Source organism: Amycolatopsis sp. lyj-112, from assembly GCF_046549055.1.
Taxonomy (GTDB): domain Bacteria; phylum Actinomycetota; class Actinomycetes; order Mycobacteriales; family Pseudonocardiaceae; genus Amycolatopsis.
Genome location: NZ_JAJPWS010000001.1, coordinates 923400 through 943213 on the forward strand (window position 1 = coordinate 923400; position 19814 = coordinate 943213).

The 19814-nt window shown below is 68.7% G+C and carries 18 protein-coding genes; 9 read left to right on the plus strand and 9 right to left on the minus strand.

The window, feature by feature from the left end; translation table 11 throughout:
• The first annotated feature begins 18 nt into the window (after positions 1-18).
• Together ACLJRL_RS04445 and ACLJRL_RS04450 are read left to right on the plus strand one after the other, a co-directional pair.
• A complete protein-coding gene (locus tag ACLJRL_RS04445) occupies positions 19-1284 on the plus strand; it encodes an amidohydrolase (RefSeq protein WP_410654686.1) in 1266 nt (421 codons plus the stop codon).
• A gap of 17 nt (positions 1285-1301) precedes the next feature.
• Positions 1302-1655 (plus strand): DUF3099 domain-containing protein, encoded by a 354-nt coding sequence (locus tag ACLJRL_RS04450; protein WP_410654687.1) that lies wholly within the window; start codon positions 1302-1304, stop codon positions 1653-1655.
• A gap of 73 nt (positions 1656-1728) precedes the next feature.
• Here the strand turns inward: ACLJRL_RS04450 and ACLJRL_RS04455 are convergent, their stop codons facing one another.
• The 4 genes from ACLJRL_RS04455 to ACLJRL_RS04470 are packed head-to-tail and all read right to left on the minus strand — an operon-like array spanning position 1729 to position 4977.
• Positions 1729-2601 (minus strand): carbohydrate kinase family protein, encoded by an 873-nt coding sequence (locus ACLJRL_RS04455; protein WP_410654688.1) that lies wholly within the window; start codon positions 2599-2601, stop codon positions 1729-1731.
• The gene (locus ACLJRL_RS04460) at positions 2598-3515 is read right to left on the minus strand and encodes a pseudouridine-5'-phosphate glycosidase (protein ID WP_410654689.1); all 918 of its coding nucleotides are present in this window, start codon (positions 3513-3515) and stop codon (positions 2598-2600) included. Before ACLJRL_RS04460 ends, ACLJRL_RS04455 begins: the two co-directional genes overlap by 4 nt.
• A gap of 9 nt (positions 3516-3524) precedes the next feature.
• The gene (locus ACLJRL_RS04465) at positions 3525-4169 is read right to left on the minus strand and encodes a hypothetical protein (RefSeq protein WP_410654690.1); all 645 of its coding nucleotides are present in this window, start codon (positions 4167-4169) and stop codon (positions 3525-3527) included.
• A 1-nt stretch (position 4170) separates the two neighbouring features.
• The gene (locus tag ACLJRL_RS04470; RefSeq protein WP_410654691.1) at positions 4171-4977 is read right to left on the minus strand and encodes a sporulation protein; all 807 of its coding nucleotides are present in this window, start codon (positions 4975-4977) and stop codon (positions 4171-4173) included.
• A 58-nt stretch (positions 4978-5035) separates the two neighbouring features.
• Here ACLJRL_RS04470 and ACLJRL_RS04475 point away from each other — a divergent pair, with 58 nt between their 5' ends.
• Positions 5036-5278 (plus strand): DUF3039 domain-containing protein, encoded by a 243-nt coding sequence (locus ACLJRL_RS04475; RefSeq protein WP_410654692.1) that lies wholly within the window; start codon positions 5036-5038, stop codon positions 5276-5278.
• 123 nt (positions 5279-5401) lie between these two features.
• Positions 5402-6238, plus strand: a complete 837-nt coding sequence (locus tag ACLJRL_RS04480; protein ID WP_410654693.1) for a hypothetical protein — start codon at positions 5402-5404, stop codon at positions 6236-6238.
• Between the two features lie 88 nt (positions 6239-6326).
• Here ACLJRL_RS04480 and ACLJRL_RS04485 read toward each other — a convergent pair whose 3' ends face one another.
• Both ACLJRL_RS04485 and ACLJRL_RS04490 read right to left on the minus strand, forming a co-directional pair.
• Complete coding sequence (locus ACLJRL_RS04485; protein WP_410654694.1) at positions 6327-9455, minus strand: efflux RND transporter permease subunit; 3129 nt, start codon at positions 9453-9455, stop codon at positions 6327-6329.
• 132 nt (positions 9456-9587) lie between these two features.
• Positions 9588-10703, minus strand: coding sequence for a YihY/virulence factor BrkB family protein (locus ACLJRL_RS04490; protein WP_410654695.1), 1116 nt, complete (start codon positions 10701-10703; stop codon positions 9588-9590).
• Between the two features lie 262 nt (positions 10704-10965).
• Between ACLJRL_RS04490 and ACLJRL_RS04495 the strand changes: the two genes are divergently transcribed.
• From ACLJRL_RS04495 to ACLJRL_RS04515, 5 genes are all read left to right on the plus strand, one after another.
• On the plus strand, positions 10966-12720 hold the full coding sequence (locus tag ACLJRL_RS04495; RefSeq protein WP_410654696.1) for a DEAD/DEAH box helicase: 1755 nt from the start codon (positions 10966-10968) through the stop codon (positions 12718-12720).
• A gap of 315 nt (positions 12721-13035) precedes the next feature.
• Positions 13036-14169, plus strand: coding sequence for a sugar ABC transporter substrate-binding protein (locus tag ACLJRL_RS04500; RefSeq protein ID WP_410654697.1), 1134 nt, complete (start codon positions 13036-13038; stop codon positions 14167-14169).
• Positions 14170-14259: 90 nt separating this feature from the next.
• The gene (locus tag ACLJRL_RS04505; protein WP_181773403.1) at positions 14260-15033 is read left to right on the plus strand and encodes an ATP-binding cassette domain-containing protein; all 774 of its coding nucleotides are present in this window, start codon (positions 14260-14262) and stop codon (positions 15031-15033) included.
• A gap of 20 nt (positions 15034-15053) precedes the next feature.
• The gene (locus ACLJRL_RS04510) at positions 15054-16514 is read left to right on the plus strand and encodes a sugar ABC transporter permease (protein ID WP_410654698.1); all 1461 of its coding nucleotides are present in this window, start codon (positions 15054-15056) and stop codon (positions 16512-16514) included.
• An 11-nt stretch (positions 16515-16525) separates the two neighbouring features.
• Complete coding sequence (locus ACLJRL_RS04515) at positions 16526-17707, plus strand: ROK family protein (protein ID WP_410654699.1); 1182 nt, start codon at positions 16526-16528, stop codon at positions 17705-17707.
• A gap of 63 nt (positions 17708-17770) precedes the next feature.
• Here the strand turns inward: ACLJRL_RS04515 and ACLJRL_RS04520 are convergent, their stop codons facing one another.
• The 3 genes from ACLJRL_RS04520 to ACLJRL_RS04530 form a co-directional block, all read right to left on the minus strand.
• Positions 17771-18382, minus strand: a complete 612-nt coding sequence (locus ACLJRL_RS04520; protein WP_410654700.1) for a TetR/AcrR family transcriptional regulator — start codon at positions 18380-18382, stop codon at positions 17771-17773.
• Positions 18363-19226 (minus strand): alpha/beta fold hydrolase, encoded by an 864-nt coding sequence (locus tag ACLJRL_RS04525; protein WP_410654701.1) that lies wholly within the window; start codon positions 19224-19226, stop codon positions 18363-18365. Before ACLJRL_RS04525 ends, ACLJRL_RS04520 begins: the two co-directional genes overlap by 20 nt.
• A 182-nt stretch (positions 19227-19408) precedes the next feature.
• Positions 19409-19588: a hypothetical protein gene (locus tag ACLJRL_RS04530; RefSeq protein WP_410654702.1), complete on the minus strand. Its 180-nt coding sequence runs from the start codon at positions 19586-19588 to the stop codon at positions 19409-19411.
• Positions 19589-19814: the final 226 nt, after the last annotated feature.

Below are 19814 nucleotides of genomic sequence, written 5' to 3' on the forward strand. Positions count from 1 at the left end.
TACTGCCAGGATGAGGTGGTGAGCCTCGAAAGTGTCCTGGCACCGCTGCAGGCGGCGCTGCCCGGATTGGAAGACCTGTACACCGACCTCCATCGTCATCCGGAGCTGTCGTTCGCCGAAACGCGCACCGCCGCCGAACTGGCCCGCCGTCTCGAGGCCGACGGCTACGAGGTGCACACCGGTATCGGGCGCACCGGCGTCCTGGGCGTGCTGCGTAACGGACCCGGCCCGAAGGTGATGCTGCGCGCCGACATCGACGCGCTGCCGGTCGAGGAGAAGACCGGCCTGCCGTACGCGAGCACGGCCCGCGGGATCGACGCCGACGGGCGCGACGTGCCGGTGATGCACGCCTGCGGCCACGACATGCACGCCGCCTGGCTCTCCGGTGCCGCGTCGCTGCTGGCCGCCGGGCGTGAGCACTGGTCCGGCACGCTGATGGTCGTCTTCCAGCCGGGGGAGGAGGCCGGTGACGGCGCCGTCGGCATGGTCCGCGACGGTGTCTTCGAACCGGTGGGCAAACCGGACGTCGTACTGGGCCAGCACGTCGTCCCCGGTCCGGCCGGCTGGGTCCTGACCAGGCCCGGCGTGATCATGGCGGCCACCGACGCGCTCCGCATCACGCTGCACGGCCGGGGCGGGCACGGCTCCCGGCCGGAGACGACGGTGGATCCCGCGGTGCTGGCCGCGTCCGTGGTGCTGAAACTGCAGACCATCGTTTCGCGGGAGATCTCCGCGACCGAGTCGGCGGTGGTGACCGTCGGGTCGCTGCACGTCGGCACCGCGCACAACATCATCGCCGACCACGCCGTCCTCGAGGTCAACGTCCGCTCCTTCGACCAGCAGGTGCGGGAGAAGGTCGTCGCCGCGGTCGAGCGGATCGTCCACGGCGAGGCCGCCACCGCGGGCGCGCCGAAACCGCCCGAGATCGAACGCATCGGGACGTTCCCGGTCACCGCGAACGACGAGACGGCCACCAACGAGCTCACCGCGGCCTTCCTGGAGCACTTCGGTGAAGGCCGGGTCATGCCGGCGCCGCTGGTCACCGGGAGCGAGGACTTCAGCGAGTTCGGCCGCGCCGCCGGGGTGCCGTCGGTGTTCTGGCTGGTCGGCGGCCTGGACGCGGAGACCGTGGTGAACGCGATCGCGGCCGGCCGGTTCGAACAGGACATCCCCTCGAACCACTCGCCGCTCTTCGCGCCGCTTCCGCACCCGACGCTTTCGGCCGGCGTCGAAGCACTCGTGGTCGCGGCCTGGCATCGGCTCACCCACCCGGGTGTCGGATGAGCTCGGCGAGTGGGAGCATGAATGCCGGAGGTGGTGCTGTGAACGCGCCCGCCCACGGCCCTGAACCGAGGGAACCCGCTCCGGTGCTGATCACCGAAGCCGCCCCGTCCTACGAAGACCAGCTCGCCAAGCGGAAGAAGAAGTACATCATCATGATGTCCTTCCGGATCCCGTGTCTCATCGCCGCCGGGATCCTTTACCAGACCTGGTGGCTGGCACTGGCGCTGATCGCGATCTCCATCCCGCTGCCCTGGATCGCCGTCCTGGTGGCCAACGACCGGCCGCCGCGCAAGAGCGAGTCGGTCAACCGGTACCAGGCCGAGCCGACCCGGATCGAGGGCGGCGGGCACCAGGTCATCGACGGCGGCTGACCCGCTTCGGGAGTGCTATGAACGGGCCTTTCCTTGCAAATTTTGCAAGGAAAGGCCCGTTCATAGCATCCGGCTACGGCTGAGGACCGACCTTGGCGACGGCGCGGGCACCCAGGCGCGTACCCGCCCGGAGGACCTCCACCGTGGACTCGCCGCGCAGCCACGCAGCCAGCACGCCGGCGTCGAAGGCGTCCCCGGCACCGGTGGAGTCGATGCATTCGACCGGCTGTGACGGCACTGAAGTGATGTTGCCGCCCGCGTCGACCCAGCTGGCTCCTTCGAGCCCGGCGGTGACCACGACCTCGCCCACGAAACCCAGCAGTTCCTTCGCCGCCGCCGGATCACTCGACCCGGTCAGCGCGACGAGTTCGCTGGTGTTCGGCATCAGCAGGTCGACCCCGCGCACGTCTTCGAGGAACGCCGCGGGATCGGTGATCAGCGTCGCCGCCTGCGGGTCGACCGACGTCGTCAGCCCTGCCTTCTTCGCCGCCGCCAGTGAGGCGAGCGCCGCGGGCCGCGAGGACGGCTGCAGCAGGACGTAGCCCGAAAGGTGCAGGTGGCTCGCCCCGGTCAGCGCCTGCTCGGTGATGTCTTCGGGGCCGAACTTCGAGTTCGCGCCGCGGTCGGCGAGCATGCTCCGCTCACCGGTCTCGTCGACGAGCACCACGACGCAGAACGTCGGCTCCTCGGCGTCCACCGCGAACATGCAGCGGACCCCGGCCGCCTCCAGTTCGCTCTTCACCATCCGGCCGCCGGAATCGTCGCCGATCCGCGCGATCAGCGTGGTCTCCGCGTCCTCGGTCCGCAGCCACAGCGCGGTGTTCGCGCCCGCGCCGCCGCTGGTGAAGTGGACCTTCGCGCGGATATCGCCGCCGTGCGGGATCGGGCCCACGTGGCGCGCGACCACGTCCAGGCCGACGTCCCCGACGACCACGATCCCGCTCATGCCACGTTCCCGGCGAGGGCGACGGCCACCGCGGTGGCCAGTTCGGCGTTGGACAGCACCAGCGCCTCGTTCGCGTCGAGGCTCACGCCGCCGCTGGCGGTGTGGAAGTGTTCCAGCAGCACCGGCGTGACCTCGCTGCCGTGAACCCCTCGCGAGCGCAGGAGTTCGAGGCCTTCGGCGAGCAGCCGGTCGTGCAGCTCTTTGTCCATTTCGGACGCTTCGGGAATCGGATTCGCCAGCAGCACACCGGAATCGGCGTGCGCGCGATGCGCGGCGATGACCGCGGCGGCCTGCGCGGCGTCGTCGACCCGCCACGGGACGTCGAAACCGGAGGAGCGGAGATAGAACGCCGGGAAGTCGTCGGTGCGGTAACCCAGTACGGGCACCGAGTTGGTCTCCAGCACCTCGAGCGTCGCGGCGATGTCGAGCACCGACTTCACGCCCGAGCAGACGACCGTGGTCGGCACCTTCGCGAGCACGCCCAGATCCGCCGAGACGTCCCAGCTCTGCGACGCGCCCATGTGCACGCCCCCGAGCCCGCCGGTGGCGAACATGCCGATCCCGGCCGCGGCGGCCAGCGCCGCCGTGCTCGCGACCGTCGTCGCCCCGGAGCGGCCCAGGCCGATAGCGGGGCCGATGTCGCGCAGGGAGAGCTTGTCCAGATCCGCACCGGGCGCGCAGACGCGCTCCAGCTGCCCGGCCGAGAGACCGACCAGCGGGACGCCGTCGAGCACGGCGATGGTCGCGGGAACGGCGCCGCCGTCCCGGACCACCTGCTCCAGCCGGCGGGCGACGTCGAGGTTGCGGCCGGGCGGGAGGCCGTGGGAGAGGATGGTGCTCTCCAGTGCGACGACGGGGTCACCGTTGTCGAGGGCGGAGGCGACCTCTTCGTGGAGGGACGATTGCGGAGTCACGAACGAACATCATCGGTGATGTGGGTCCGCGTTACGCCAGCGGGTCAGTTCTCCCGCGAGGTTCTCCCGCGCCGTGCTCTCCCAGCGTGTCCGCGCGCTCTCGCTGCGGTACAGCCGCGGCCGGTCCAGCAGGTTCTCCAGCACGGCCGCGCGCCCGGCGCGCCAGTCCTCGTCGGAGTAGATCGAGTACTCCTCCCGGACGCCGCTCGCGTACTCCTCGTAGACCTCGGGTGAGGCGCCGAGGACGGCGAGGTCGGCGTCGAGCAGTGCCGAGGCGAGAAGGTCGTCTTCCGGGGCGTCGTGCTTGATCGTGGTGAGGACCAGGTCCTCCGCCCGGGCGATATCGGCTTCGGCCACCCCGGCGTTGGTGAGCTCGTCGCGGGTCCAGGCGGCGCTGGCCTGCTCGTCCTCGCCGGGGCGGGCGTCGTAGATGACGTCGTGCGTCCACGCGGCGATGGCGACGACGGCCCGGGCGTGCTCGTCCAGCCCGAATTCGCGGGCGAGGCCCTCGCTGTCGCGGGCGACGGCGGTGGCGTGCCGCAGATCGTGGTAGCGCCGATGCGGTTCGCGGTAGCGGGTTTCGAGGTCGTTCCACGCGACGGCGGCGATCGGGTGATCGCCGCCGAGCCGCGCGATCGCGGTCAACCAGTCCATCTCAGTCGAAGATCCCGCGTGACTTGGCCACCTCGTGCAGCCAGCCCTCGAGCTGCGGCTCCCACTTGACCCGCTCCAGCGCCGCGTGCTCGACCTTGAACAGGCCGAGGAACTCCTGCCCGCGCCCGCCGAACCCGCCGGACTTGGACACCCGGACCCGTTTGGTCACCTCCAGCACGACCTCCGTCTGGACGGACGACGACAGGAAGGTCACCGCCACCGAGGTGAAAACGGGGGCGAAGCGCGGCGAGGGGGTGAAGCGGATCTCCTGGAAGAACGGCAGTTGCTGCGCCGCCCCGTTGATCCGGCCGCGTTCCAGCACGGCCTCGCGGAAGACGAACCCGATCCGGCTGAAGGCGTCGAGGATCCGCTTCTGCGCGGGGAGTGGCTCGATCGAGGCGCCGTCGACGTCGGCGGGGTCGGTGACGGAGTTCGCGATGTCGAGGGTGGTCTGGAGGCCGACGGCCATGCCGTTGAGCGGTTTGCCGAAAACGCTGGAGATCGGGGTCTCCCAGGGCAGGTCGACCTCGAACGGGAGGCGGATCTGCTGGCCGGGGGCGATCCGCTCGCGGCCGGCGAGCTGCTGCGCGCCGAACTCGAGATCCTCGACACCGGGATCGCGCTCGTCCGGGGTGCTGACCCGGGCGAGCAGCTTCACCGAGAGGCCGTTGATCTCTTGATCGACTTCGCCGCCGAGCAGCAGAACCTCGCCGCGCAGGGGGCGGCCGGGGGAGACCGAGTGGTCGAGCAGCCGGGCGTCGATCTTCGCTCCGCCCGAACCGAATGTCGCGAGCACCTTCTGGAACATGGGCGAGATCCTGCCAGGTCCCTGGGGTGCGCAGGAGGATTTGGGGCATTATGGACGGGTGAGCACACAGACCCTTCCGAAGCAGGATACCCGTCCCGAGGGTACCGACAGCACCGATGACGACGCGCCGAAGATGTTCCACTACGTGCGCAAGAACAAGATCGCCGAAAGCGCGGTCATGGGCACGCACGTGGTGGCGCTGTGCGGCGAGGTCTTCCCGGTGACGAAGTCGGCGAAGCCCGGTTCGCCGGTCTGCCCGGACTGCAAGAAGATCTACGAAGGTCTCAAGCCCGGCGACTGACGGACGAGGAGTCCGGTGTCCGAAACCGGACAAAATCTGAAAATCCTTCACATGGTGGCTGCCCGTCCCGGTTTTCGCTGGTAATCAGTACCCGCCAGTAAAACCCGCCGGGACGGAGCCTTCATGCGTAGAACCGGGATCGTGCTCGCCATCGCCGCCTTGCTCGCGGTCTTTTCCCCTGCCGCGGCCCAGGCCGTGACGGGCTGGACCACGGTCGGCTCCGACAACGCCCGCCCGCTCGACGAGGGCCAGGGCCTGGCCACGATCGAGCGGCCGTCCGGGACCATCTACCGCTACACCGGGATCGCGACCGTGCCCGCCAACCTGTCTTCACAGGGCTGGAACCACATCGGCGACCCGGGTTCGGCCCAAGGCTGGTACGTCGAGCCGTTCCAGCGCGACGACCGCGGCGCGAAGCTGTTCCGCGTCGAGTCGCCCAACGGGACCTGGGCGAACTACACGCACGCGCTCGAATCATGGGAAGCGAACAACAACTCGTTCGCCGCCGTCTCGCCCGACGCGCGCTGGCTGGTGGCCGGCGAGTGGGGCACCATGGACCGCCTTCTCGTGCACCCGATGCCGGGCGTCGCGCACACGAACCCGTCGGCGAACCTGCCGTACTCGTCCGCGATCCGCCTCGACCGGCAGGTCCGCGACATCCAGGGCTGCGACTTCGTCAGCGCGACGCGGCTGCTGTGCGCGTCCGACGACCCGGCGGGCACCCTGTTCGGGACGACCAAGCCCCTGCTGCAGGTGGACCTCTCCGGCGCGCTGTCCGGTTCCGACGTCACCGGTCGGGTGACCTCGCTCGGCCAGCTGCCGTTGAAGAGCACCTGCAGCGGCAACTTCGAGACCGAAGGCATCGACGTCGACGCGAACGGGCTCCTGCGAGTCGTGGTGCTGTCGCCGTCGTGGTGCGTGGCCTTCGACAGCAAGACCTGGCGGTTCCGCAAGTCCTGACTCACGTGATTGAAGGCCGAACTCACGTGATCGGACGCGGTGCGCGTTCGATCACGTGAGTTACGGCTTCCGTCACGTGTGTTCGGGGTTACGGGGTGGGCTCCGGGGTGAGGGTCTCGCTGACCGGGGCCTCGGCGCCGGTGCGGCGGGCGTCCTTCTTCGCCCGGCGGCGTTCCTTGCGGGTCTCGACCATCGTGTAGAGCGTCGGGACCAGCACCAGCGTCAGCAGGGTGGAGCTGACCAGCCCGCCGACGACCACGATCGCCAGCGGCTGGCCGATGAACCCGCCCTGGCCGGTCAGGCCCAGCGCCATCGGGATCAGCGCGAAGATGGTCGCGGCCGCGGTCATCAGGATCGGCCGCAGCCGTCGCCTGCCACCCTCGATCACCGCTTCGGACACGCTCATTCCTGAAGCCCGGTACTGGTTGATCAGGTCGATCAGCACGATCGCGTTGGTCACCACGATGCCGACGAGCATCAGCATCCCGATCAGCGCGGGCAGGCCCAGCGCCGTCCCGGTGGCCAGCAGCAGCCCGATCGCGCCGGTCGCCGCGAACGGGATCGACACCAGCAGGATCAGCGGCTGGAGCAGGCTGCGGAACGTCGCCACCATGATCAGGTACACGATGGCGATCGCGGCCAGCAGCGCGAGGAACAGGTTCCCGAACGCCTCCTGCTGGTCCTCGCTGACACCGCCGAGGCTGTACGCCGCCCCGCCACTGAAGGTCAGACCGTCCAGTTTGGACTGAATCGACCTGGTCGTGGCGGCCAGGTCGGCACCGGTGTTCTTGGCGGTCACCGTGGTGCTCAGCTCGCCCGAGGTGCGGTGCACCGCGGCCGGGCTGTCCACTGTGGACACCTTCGCGACGGAGTCCAGCCGGACGACGCCGGTCGCGCTCGGGATCGGCAGCGCCTTCACCGCGTCCACCGACACCGGGGCCGTGCCCGCCCGCAGCACGATGTCCGTGCGCTGCCCGTCCACCGGGAGCTGGGTCACCGTGCGGCCGGCGATGGCCTGGTTCGCGATCTGGCCGATCGTGGTCGCCGAGAGCCCGCGAGCGGCGGCCGCGGCGGCGTCGACCTCGACCTGCACCCGCGGCGAACCCTGCGCGAGGTCACTGGTCACCTCGGTCAGGTCCGAAACGCCGGCGAGCGCCTGGCGGACCTGCTCGGCGGCGGGCTTCAGCGTGGCCTCGTCGGGTGCGGTGACGGTGATCGACACCTGGTCCGAGTTGAAGCCGCCCGCTTCGGCGCCGATCTTGACCTCGCCGAGTTCCGGGCCGCTCAGCTTGCCGCGCAAGCGCTCTGAGAGCGCGTCGAGGTCGGTGTCCTTGGCGACGGTGACCTGGATGTTGGTCGCCGTCCCGCCACCGCCGAAGAAGTTCCCTCCGCCGATGCTCACCTGATAGGTCTCGACGGCCGGTTCGTCGGCGAGCGCCTGTTCCACCGCTCCGGCCGCCTTCTCCTTGGCTTCGGAACTGGTACCCGGCGGCAGTTTCTGCGACAGGCTCAGCGTCGTCGAGCCGGACTGGTCGAGGAAGTTCGTGTTCAGCTGCGACGCCAGCCCGACCGTGCCGCCGAAGATGATCAGCGCCAGCAGGACCACGGTGACGCGGCGTTTCGTGGCGAACCGGATCACCGGCACGTACCCGCGCTGCAGCGGCCCGCGGCGCTCCTTGTCCTCGGCAGCCTGCCGGGTGAGTTCGGCTTCCTGCTCGTTCGCGGGAGTCTTCGGCGGCTTGAGGAACCAGTACGCGAGCACCGGCACGATCGTCAGCGAGACGAGCAGCGACGCCAGCAGCGCCACGGTGACCGTGATGGCGAACGGTGAGAACAATTCGCCGACGAACCCGCCCACGAAGGCGATCGGCAGGAACACCGCGACCGTGGTCAGCGTGGACGAGGTCACGGCTCCGGCGACCTCGCGCACGCCGTCGAGGACCGCGCGTTCCTTCTCTTCGCCGTACGCCAGATGTCGTTTGATGTTCTCCAGCACCACGATCGAGTCGTCGACGACCCGGCCGATCGCGATGGTGAGCGCGCCCAGGGTGAGCAGGTTCAGCGAGAGATCGCCGGTCCACAGCGCGAGCAGCGCCACCACCACCGAAAGCGGGATCGACACCGCCGTCACCAGCGTGGAGCGCAGCGACATCAGGAACAGCAGGATCACCAGGACGGCGAACGCCAGGCCCAGCAGGCCTTCGGTGGTCAGCCCGCTGATCGCGTCCTTCACCGGGGTGCCCTGGTCGAACACGACGCTCATCTCGGCGCCGATCTTCTTCGACAGCTCAGGAAGCTTGTCCCGCACCGAATCCGAGATCGCGACCGCGTTCCCGTTCTCCACCATGGTGATCGAGAGCCCGAGGCTCGGCTTGCCGTTGGTCCGCGTGATCGACGTCGGCGGCGCGAACCCGGTCTGGACGTCCGCGACTTCACCGAGCTTCACCGGCTTGCCCGCCGGGGCACCGGGACGCGGTGTGGGCGTCAGATAGAGGTCGCGGATCGTGTCCACTGTGGTCGGTCCACCGCCGACCTGGACGCTCAGTGTCTTGTCGCCCTCGGTCAGCGTCCCGGCCGGGACGGCGGCACCGGCGGTCTGCAGGGTGGTGGCGATCGACGACGGGTCGACGCCGGCCGCGGCCAGCTTCGCGTAGTCCAGCGCGATGGTGACCCGCGCTTGCCGCGCACCGGTCACCTCGACCTCGCGGACGCCGTCGATCTTGCGCAGTTCCGGCGCGACCTCACCGGTCAGCGCGGGCGCGAGGGCCTGCGGGTCGCCGGTGGTCCCGGCGGCGAGCAGCACCACCGGGAGATCGTCGGTGGACCCCGCCGACACCGTGGTTTCGGTGTTCTGCGGCAGCCGTGCCTTGACCCCGTCGACGACGCGCTGGATCTGCCCGACGGCGGCGTCGATGTCCGTGCCGAACTCGAACTGCGCGGTGATCCGCGACAGCCCCTCCGACGACGTCGAGTTCAGCTCCTCGAGCCCCTTGAGGCCCTGCAGCCCGCCTTCGAGCGGCTCGGTGACCTGCGAATCGACCGCGTTCGGCGAGGCGCCCGCGTACGGCGTGATGATCTGGGCCTGCGGGAACTGCAGCGACGGGAACAACTGCTGCTTGAGCTGCGGCAGGGCGAAGGCGCCGAAGCCGATCACCACCAGGGCGAGCAGCCCGATGAGACTTCGGTTGCGCAGGCTCAGCCTGGCCAGCGTGGACATGACGGGATCCCCCAGAAAGGCGACTCGGACGTTCGGGATACCGGGAGCTTTTCATGGCGGAGGGTGGACTGGATTCACACCACGGGTGGAATCGAAGTACGACTTCGGGATGAGGGGACCCCCCATCCGGTGTCAACTTCGGCGTTCTGTCACCTGATCGGCTTCGCTGTGCGTTTCTTCGTTCACTGACTGTTCCGATTCGTGTTCGGGCTCAGAGTCGCCGTGGGGCCGGGGGCGGCGCAGCGGGACGGTCGTCCGTTCCCACAGTTTGCGGCCCTCCTCGGCGCGGATCCGTTCGCCGGCGCGTTCCATCTCCAGCCGCCGCCATTTACGGCGCTGCCGCTTGGTCGCCCTGGCCGGCCACAGCTCCTGGATCGCGCTGTTGAAGTACGCGCCGCCGACCACGGCGAGACCGATGAAGAACATCAGCAGCAGGAACGCGATCGGCGCGGCGAGCGCGCCGTAGGTGTAGCCGGTCTTGGTGATCCAGTTGAGGTAGATCCGCAAGGCCACGCTGGACAACAGGAAGATGATCATGGCGAGCATCGCGCCCGGCAGTCCCCGGTGCCACGGAAGCCTGCGCGGCAGCGACAGTTTGTACAGCGTGGTGAGCGCCAGCACGATCATCGCCCCGAGGACGGGGTAGTACAGCGTCCCGACCCAGTACGACACCGTGGCGCGCCAGTCGGTGGGGAAGAACTGGGGGAGCAGGTCCGGCCCGATCGCCAGCAGCGGCAGCCCGACCACCAGGATGACCAGCCCGGCCAGGTACAGCAGCAGCGAGAAGATCCGCTGCCAGACGTCGTTGCGGACGCCGTACTGGTCGTGCGCCACGGTGATCGCGTCGACGAACGACGACATCGCCGACGAACCGGCCCACAGGGAGATCAGGAAGCCGATGGAGACGATCTCGCCCTTGCCGACGAACAGGATGCTGTTGACCGTCGGCTCGATGATGTCCTGGACGGCGTTGTCGCTGAAGATCGTCTTGCTGAAGGTGATGATCCGGTCGTGGACGGCGGTGACGACCTCCTGGCCGAACCAGTCGCCGACGAAACCGAGACAGCCGAGAAGACCGAGCAGCAGCGGCGGCAGCGACAGCGTCTGCCAGAACGCGGCCTCGGCGGCCTCGGAGAAGATGTTGCCTTCCCAGGCTTTGTTGAGCGTGCGCTTGAGCAGGCGCAACGGACCTTTGCGTTCCTTTGCGACCTCGGCGGCCGCGTTCTCACGGCCGTTCTCCTCGCTCATGCAGCTCCTCCGCCGGCGCCGAGCGCCTCTGACGGTGTCCAGCATGGTCCATGGTCCGGCATTTGGCTCGACACCCCTGGGTTTTCGGGTGAGTAACCCGACAACGGGGGTGGCGCTTCCGGCGTTCCACGGACCCGGCGGGTAAGCTCCCTTCAGTGCCCTCACCTCAGGCGCCGGCGTCGCAGCCGGGTACCAAAGTGGGGGTTTTTGCTTGTCGGACAGCGGTGAACAGGCTTTTTGGGTGAGGGAGGAGGTGGCCGGAATGTCGGAAACGGTTGAACGCAATCGGGGCAGGCTGGGCGCGCCTCCCGCGGCGCAGGACAGCACCGCCCGGCCACTGCGTGCCTGGCAGCGCCGCGCGCTGACGAAGTACCTGACGACGGGACCGAAGGACTTTCTCGCGGTCGCGACCCCAGGCGCGGGGAAGACGGTTTTCGGCCTGCGGATCGCCGCGGAGCTGCTGAGCGACCGCACGATCGAAGCGATCACCATCGTCGCCCCCACCGAGCACTTGAAGCACCAGTGGGCCGCCGCGGCGGCGGCCGCGGGGATCGCGATCGACTCGAACTTCCGCAACGGCGCGGGTGCCACGTCGCGGGACTACAACGGCGTCGCACTGACCTACGCACAGGTCGCCGCGCATCCGACGCTGCACCGCGTGCGCACCGAGAACCGCAAGACGCTGGTCATCCTCGACGAGATCCACCACGGCGGTGACGCGAAGTCGTGGGGCGACGCGATCCGCGAGGCCTTCACTCCCGCCGTGCGGCGGCTCTCACTGACCGGGACCCCGTTCCGCAGTGACGACTCGCAGATCCCGTTCGTCAGCTACGAGCCCGACGGCTCGGGGTTCCAGCGCAGCAAGTCCGACCATTCCTACGGTTACGCCGACGCGCTCGCCGACGGCGTGGTCCGGCCGGTCGTCTTCCTGGCCTACTCCGGTGAGGCCTCCTGGCGCACCAGCGCGGGGGAGGAGTTCACCGCGCGGCTCGGCGAGCCGCTGACGGCCGAGCAGAACGCGCGGGCCTGGCGTACGGCGCTCGACCCGTCGGGCGAGTGGGTCCCGGCGGTGCTCCAAGCGGCCGACACCCGCCTCGCGCAGCTGCGCGCCAACGGCATCCCCGACGCCGGCGGGCTGGTGATCGCCACCGACCAGGAGTCGGCGCGCGCCTACGCCAAGATCCTGGAGCGCATCTCCGGCCAGAACCCGACGGTCGTCCTCTCCGACGACCCGAAGGCGTCCGGGCGGATCAAGGAGTTCTCCGACTCGACCGATCGCTGGCTGGTGGCGGTCCGGATGGTGTCCGAGGGCGTCGACGTCCCGCGCCTTGCTGTCGGCGTCTACGCCACGAGCGCGTCGACCCCGCTGTTCTTCGCCCAGGCCATCGGCCGGTACGTGCGTTCGCGCAAGCCCGGCGAGACGGCTTCGGTCTTCCTGCCCAGCGTGCCGGTGCTGCTGGAACTGGCCAGTGAGCTGGAGGCCCAGCGCGACCACGTCCTCGGCAAGCCGCACCGCGAGAAGGAGGGCTGGGACGACGAACTCCTGGCCCAGGCCAACCGCACCGAGGACGAACCGGGCGAGGAGGAGAAGGCGTTCACCTCGCTGGGTGCCTCCGCCGAGCTCGACCAGGTCATCTACGACGGCAACTCGTTCGGCACCGCGGTGTTCTCCGGTTCCGACGAGGAGCAGGAGTACCTCGGGCTCCCCGGACTGCTCGAACCGGACCAGGTCCGCGCGCTGCTGCGCAAGCGGCAGGAAGAGCAGATCTCCGACGAGAAGCGGCGCAAGCCCAAGGCCGAAGAGCAGGCGCCCGTCGCGCGGCCGCAGTCGGTCAGCGAACGCCTCGGCAGCCTGCGCAAGGAGCTGAACGCGCTGGTGGGCGTGCATCACCACCGGACGCGGAAGCCGCACGGCGCGATCCACAACGAGCTGCGCCGGATCTGCGGCGGCCCGCCGACCGCGATGGCGACGGTCGAGCAGCTCGAAGAGCGGATCGTCACCCTGCGTACCTGGTAAGTACCAGTCCAAACGCTATGAACGACTCGTTCCTTGCAGAATTTGCAAGGAACGAGTCGTTCATAGCATCCGGTCCCAGGCGAGGGAATCACCCAGCGTAAGTGGTGGCGGTCACACCGTCAGCGGATCTAGACTTCGTACGTCTTGCTACGGCCACGTTGCCAAACCGTGTCCATTTGATGCGGCTTAATCGATTCAGCCATCTTCCCCGAAACCCTTTCGGCGGCATATGTTGTCGCCCACAACATATGCGCGACGAGTGCGACCGGTCCTCCAGGATCGCCGCCCGCGAGCAAGATTCGGAAAGGTTCGAGGATGCGCAGCAGAACCCTTACCCTCCTCGCCACGACAGTGGGCGCCGGCCTGGTGCTCTCGGCTTGTGGCGCCAACACCGCGGACTCCGGGAGCAGCAATTCCTCGCAGTCCGCGCCCGCTCCGGGCGGCGCCGCCGCCGGTGGCAAGGTCGGCGTCATCCTGCCGGAGACCGCCACCTCCGCGCGGTGGGAGGCCTTCGACAAGCCGTTCCTGACCAAGGCGCTCAAGGACGCGGGCTTCGACGCCGACGTCCAGAACGCCCAGGGTGACGTCCAGAAGTTCTCCACGCTGGCCGACGGCATGATCGCGCAGAACGTCAAGGTCCTGATCATCGCCGCCATCAACGGTGAGGTCGGCGGCGCGGTGGCCCGCAAGGCGCAGGCCGCGGGTATCCCGACGATCGACTACGACCGCCTGAACCTCGGCGGCAGCTCCGACTACTACGTCTCGTTCGACAACGAGAAGGTCGGCCAGCTGCAGGGCCAGGGTCTCGCCGACGCGCTGAAGGACAAGAAGGGCGCCGAGGTCGTCATGATCGAGGGTGCCCCGACCGACAACAACGCGACGCTGTTCGCCAACGGCCAGAAGTCCGTTCTTCAGCCGAAGTTCGCCAGCAACGACCTGAAGCTCGTGCGCGAACAGGCCATCGACAACTGGGACAACCAGAAGGGCGGCCAGACCTTCGAGCAGATCCTGACCGACAACAAGGGCAAGGTCGACGGCGTCGTCGCCGCGAACGACGGCCTGGCCGGCGCGGTCATCACCGTGCTGAAGAAGAACGGCCTCAACGGCAAGGTCCCGGTCACCGGCCAGGACGCCACCGCGGACGGCCTCATGGCCATCCTGCGCGGCGACCAGTACATGACCGTGTTCAAGCCGATCAAGGAAGAGGCCGAGGCCGCCGCGAAGCTCGCCGTTCTGCTGGCGAAGGGCGACAAGGCGGGCGCCGACGCGCTGGCCACCGGCAAGGCGAAGGACCCGAAGGGCAACCGCGAGGTCAAGTCCATCCTCCTCGAGCCGAAGCTGACCACCAAGGAAGGTGTCAAGGAGGTCGTGACGCAGGGCTACGTCAAGGCCACCGAGATCTGTGGCGGCGACCTGGCGGCGGCCTGCGCGACGCTCGGTATCTCCTGACCCTGTAAACACCAGACAACCGGGCCGGGGCGTGTTTCCCGACAACGCGCCCCGGCCCGGTACCCAGCCGGGAGAATTCGAGAAACCCCCATGAGTGAACCCATCCTCGAACTGAGGCAGCTCAACAAGAGCTTCGGACCGGTCCACGTCCTCCACGACGTGGACTTCGATGTGCGGGCCGGTGAGGTCACCGCGCTGGTCGGCGACAACGGTGCCGGCAAGTCCACGCTGGTCAAGTCGATCGCCGGGATCCACGGCTACGACTCGGGCACGGTGAAGTTCCAGGGCAAGCCGGTGAACATCCACGGCCCGCGTGACGCCGCGGATCTGGGGATCGAGGTCGTCTACCAGGACCTCGCCCTGGCGGAGAACCTCGACATCGTGCAGAACATGTTCCTCGGCCGGGAACGCGGCAGTAAATGGCTGCTCGATGAGGCCAGCATGGAGAAGGCCGCCCGCGAGACGCTCGCCTCGCTTTCGGTCCGCACCGTGAAATCCGTCCGCACGCCGGTTTCCGCTCTCTCGGGTGGACAGCGGCAGACCGTCGCCATCGCCAAGTCCGTGCTCTGGGACTCCAAGGTGGTCCTGCTCGACGAGCCGACCGCCGCGCTCGGTGTCGCGCAGACCCGCCAGGTGCTCGACCTCGTCCGCCGCCTGGCCGAACAGGGCCTGGGTGTGGTGCTGATCAGCCACAACATGGCCGACGTGTTCGAGGTCGCCGACCGGATCGCGGTGCTCTACCTCGGCCGCCTCGTCGCCGAAGTGCACACCAAGGACGTGACCCACGGCCAGGTCGTGGAACTGATCACCGCCGGCCGCTCCGGCGACCTCGGCCTTGCCCGCCCCGAAGCCGCCGTCCTGTGAGTGGAGAGAAAGAACCGGAAATGACTGAGACTCCTGCAAAGCCCGCCTCGCCGGAGGGGGGCAAGTCGGCGGCCGCCGCGCTCAACCCGTCGGCGGCCATCACAGACTTCGGCATCGATACGACATCGATGTCAACGGGCGAGGCGATCGGCGACTACTTCTCCCGGCTCAAGGCAGGCCAGCTGGGTTCGCTCCCGGCGCTGCTCGGCCTGCTCGTCCTGGTGATCGTGTTCGCTTCGCTGTCGGACACCTTCCTGACGATGAACAACATCGCGAACCTGATGGCGCAGGGCGCCGGCAAGGCGATCATCGCGATGGGCATCGTGTTCGTGCTGCTGCTCGGCGAGATCGACCTGTCCGCGGGTACCGCGTCCGGTGTCACCGCCGCCGTGCTCGCCATGCACTACGTGCGCAACGGAAACCTGTTGGGCGGCATGGGGAACGGCGTGTTCATCGCGTTCCTCGTGGTGCTCGTGATCGCCGGTCTGCTGGGCGTGATCCTGCGGATCTGGGCGGGCGTCGGGTTCGCCGTGCTCGCCATCGCGCTGGTGTTGTCCGGCGCGGCCGCCAACCCGTGGATCGAGATCGTGCTCGCGATCAGCGTCGGTGGCGCGATCGGTGTGCTCACCGGATTCCTGGTCTCGAAGATCGGCATGCCGTCCTTCGTCGTGACGCTCGCGCTCTTCCTTGCCTGGCAAGGTGTCATCCTCCAGTTCATCGGTGAGGGCGGCACGCTCGGCATCAGCACCTCCGACGTGCTGTTCCAGGTCGCCAACGGCAATCTGTCCGTTTTGGGCAGCTGGATCCTCTTCTTGGTGACGGCCGGTGGTTTCGCCGCCGTGTCCCTGGGCCAGCATTTCTCGCGGCTCAAACGCGGGCTCGTCACCCAGCCGACGCCGATGGTGCTGTTCAAGGTCGGCGCGATCGCCGTGGTCGCCGCGGTGGCGACCTACCTGCTGACGCTGAACCGCGCGCCGAACCCGAACATCGTGATCACCGGCGTCCCGTACGTCGTGCCGATCGTGCTCGCCCTGCTGGTGCTCGGGACCTACGTGCTCAACCGCACGCAGTACGGCCGCCACATCTACGCCGTCGGTGGCAACCGCGAAGCGGCCCGCCGTGCCGGTATCAACGTCGAGAAGATCCGGGCCAGCGTGTTCGTCATCTGCTCGGCGGTGGCCGCGATCGGCGCGATCGTCTACTCGTCGAAGGTCGGTTCGGTCGACCCGCAGGCCGGTGGCCTCAACACGCTGCTGTTCGCGGTCGGTGCCGCGGTCATCGGTGGCACGTCACTCTTCGGCGGTAAGGGCCGGGTGGTCGACGCGGTCATCGGCGGTCTGGTGCTCGCGGTCGTCGAAAACGCGCTCGGCCTGCTGAAACAGTCCGCCGCGGTGGTCAATATCGTCACCGGTCTCGTGCTTTTGCTCGCGGCCACGGTGGACGCGCTGTCCCGGCGCCGCGCGGCTGCGTCGCCGCGCTGAGTCCGCATGGAATGATGAAGACCGTGACCAGCACACCCGTTGCACGACCAGACGAGGTGCGCAGGCACAATCGCACGACCTTGCTCAGGTTGCTGCACGTCAGCGGCCCGAGCACCCGGGCGACCTTGGCCACCGAGCTGGGGCTCAACCGCAGCACCATCAAGACCCTCGTCGACGGGCTCGCCGAAGCGGGCGTCGTCGAGGAGCGGGTCCCCAGGCCGGGACGAGGGGCGGGCCGCCCCTCGCTCCTGGTCCTGCCGCAGCCGCACGCGGCGGTGGTGCTCGCGGTCGACCTCCAGGTCGAACACGTGGCGATCGCGCTGGTCGGGTTCGGTGGCCAGATCCTCGGGCGCAACAGCTGGAACCTCCGCGGCCGGATGCGGGAGGCCGACGAGGTGATCACGCATGTGATCGAGTCGACCACCATGCTGGCTGGCGACCTCGGCGTGCAGCCGATCGCCGTGGGAGTCTCGGTGCCCGGTGTCGTCCGCAGGGGCGACGGGTACGTGCACGAGGCCCCCAACCTGCGCTGGACCGACGTGGCGCTCGGGGAACGGCTCGGCAGTGTGCTGCGCGTTCCCATCCTGGTCGGCAACGACGCCGAACTCGGCGCCATCGCGGAACACCTGCGCGGTGCCGCCCGCGGCTCGTCCGACGCCGTGTACGTCTCCGCCGACGTCGGGGTCGGGGGAGGGATCATCGCGGACGGCTCGTCGCTGCGCGGCGGCTCCGGGTACGTCGGCGAGATCGGGCATATGGCGATCCGGCCGGGCGGGCGTCCCTGCTACTGCGGCAGCAGCGGCTGCTGGGAGACCGAGGTCGGCGAGGCTGCCCTGTGCCGTGCGCTCGACCTGCCCGAAGACACCCCGCGCGGGGCGATCCTGTTCGAACTGCGTGAACTGGCCCGCGACCCGCACGCGGCCGAGGAACGGCTCTCGGAGTTCGCCGAGTGGCTCACCCTCGGCCTGGTGAACGTGGTCAACCTGCTCGGCCCGCAGCTGGTCGTGCTGGGAGACCTGCTCACCGTGCTGCCCGAGTCGGTCGTGCGGTCGGTGGCGAACGAGGTGCGCCGCCGGAGCCTGGTCAGCCGGGCCGTCGGCGGGACTCAGATCGTGAGTTCGGCGCTGGGTGCGGACGTGAAGTTGCTGGGGGCGGCGGAGGCCGCCTTCGAGATGATCTTGGATACGGTTTAGGGCCACGGTCCGGGTATGTCATGAAAGGGTCTTTCAGGACGAAAAATGTCCTGAAAGACCCTTTCATGACACTGTCGAGTCTTTCACGAGGCCCGAGAGCAGGCCCACCAGCGCCTGCAGCGACTTCACCTTCGCCGCCTCAGGGTCTTCGGCGTGCGCGATCATCAGCGCCGCCTCCCCGCACGCGCTCAGTACCAGCTGCGCGAGTTCCGGGATCGGCACCGCGATCAGGCGCCCGTCCGCGGCGGCGGCTTCGAGGATTTCGGTGATCAGCCCCAGCCCGTACCGCTGCTCGAGTTCGCGCCACTCCTGCCAGCCGAGGACGGAGAGCGCGTCGGTGAGGGAGATCCGCACCACGTCGGGCCGCACGCACAGGTCGAGGAACCGGGTCAGCGCCGCGATCGCGGCCGTCCACGGGTCGTCCGCCGCCTCGACGACGGCGGTGATCTCCTCGGTGATCTCCGTTTCGAGCTGCTCGATCACGGCCCGGAACAGGCCCTGTTTGTCGCCGAAGTGGTGATACAGCGCGCCACGGGTGACGCCGGCCGCCCGGACGATCTCATCGGCGGGGACGGCGGCGTAGCCCTGCTCGGCGAACAGCGTCCGCGCCGCCGTGATCAGGGCGGTCTGCGTCGACTGCGATCGCTCGGTCTGGCTACGTCGTGGCGTGGGCACGCATGAATTCCACCACCATGGCGCTCAGCAGCTCCGGCTGGTCCTCCGGCACGAAGGTGTAGGAGTCGTCGATCGTCTTCAGTTCGGAGTTCGGAAGCACTCCAGCGAGCTTCTGGCCCAGCCACAGCGGGAAATGCCGGTCTTCGGGCGCCCAGGTCAGCAGCACGGGCTTCTCGAACGCGGGCAGCCGTTCGGCGGCGGTCAGCGTGTACCGCTTGTCGATCCCCGCCATGAACCGGCGCAGGTCCTCGCGGATCTCCGGATTCCGCCTGCTGGGCAGCAGATACGCGTCGAGGATGTGCCGGGGGACAGGATGCTTCACCGCCCAGGCGAAGTTCGTGCTCTTCAGCAGCAGCTGTGAGCGCAGCGCCTGCACGACCGTCCAGACGCCGCCCGGGATCCGGGCGAGCACGGGCAACCCCGCGAAGATCGGCGGCAGGAACCGTTCGAAGGAGTCCGACGGCGTCAGCACGACGCGGCCGATCCGCTCCGGGGACGTGGTCATGAGCAGCTGCGTGAGCGCGCCGCCGGTGTCGTTCGCGACCACGGTGACGTCGGTCAGGTCCAGCACCTCCAGGAACCGCGCGATCAGCGCCGCGACGCCGGGCGGGCTCAGGTCGGCGCCGGGGGCCGGGATCTCGTGCGAGCCGAGCGGCCAGTCCGGGGTCAGGCACCGGAAGCCCGCCTCGGCGACGGTGGGGGCCACCTTCCGCCAGAGCAGGCCGTTGGTCAGCAGGCCGTGCACGAAGACCACGGGAGGTCCTTCGCCGCGGTCGTGGTAGCGGATGCGGGCGCTGCCGAGGTCTGCCTCGTGCACCTCGCCCAGGAGGTCGCTCGTCGTCATGCCAGAAACATACACGCAGTATGTATGTATTTGCCAGGCTCGTTTCAAGTCCGTGAAGGACTCCTTGAGGGACTCAGAGTCCCTCAAGGAGTCCTTCACGGACTGATTCGCTGGCAAAAAACAGGGCGGCCGGCTCGCTCCATGGGGAGCAGCCGGCCGCCGGGTGGTCGTGTACTGGTGGGTTACCGCTGAATGTCCGCAGACAGTTCTTTGAGCTTCGTTTCGTGTGCGCGGGCGTGGTGACCACAGAAGAGCAACTCGCCACCGGTGCTGAGGATGGCTCGAACCTGGGCTGCAGCTCCACACCGGTCGCATCGGTCGGCAGCGGTCAGTTCGGGGCGGGTGAGCGTCGGTGAAGTCATTGGAGTCTCCCTCCGTCCCGGCACCGGTGACCCGGTGCCATCGATCCAGCTACGACCACTTCGGCACTGATGCCGGAAACGCTCGTTTCCGGCCCCGCCGTGTTCGTGCTTCCACTCTTCCAGACGTTTGGCGGCCCGCAAGTGTTCCCGAGCGGGTGTCTCATTTGTCACTGGTAATTACCTCGTATGTCGTAGCGTAATCACGCAACGTAGGAGATGACGCCCG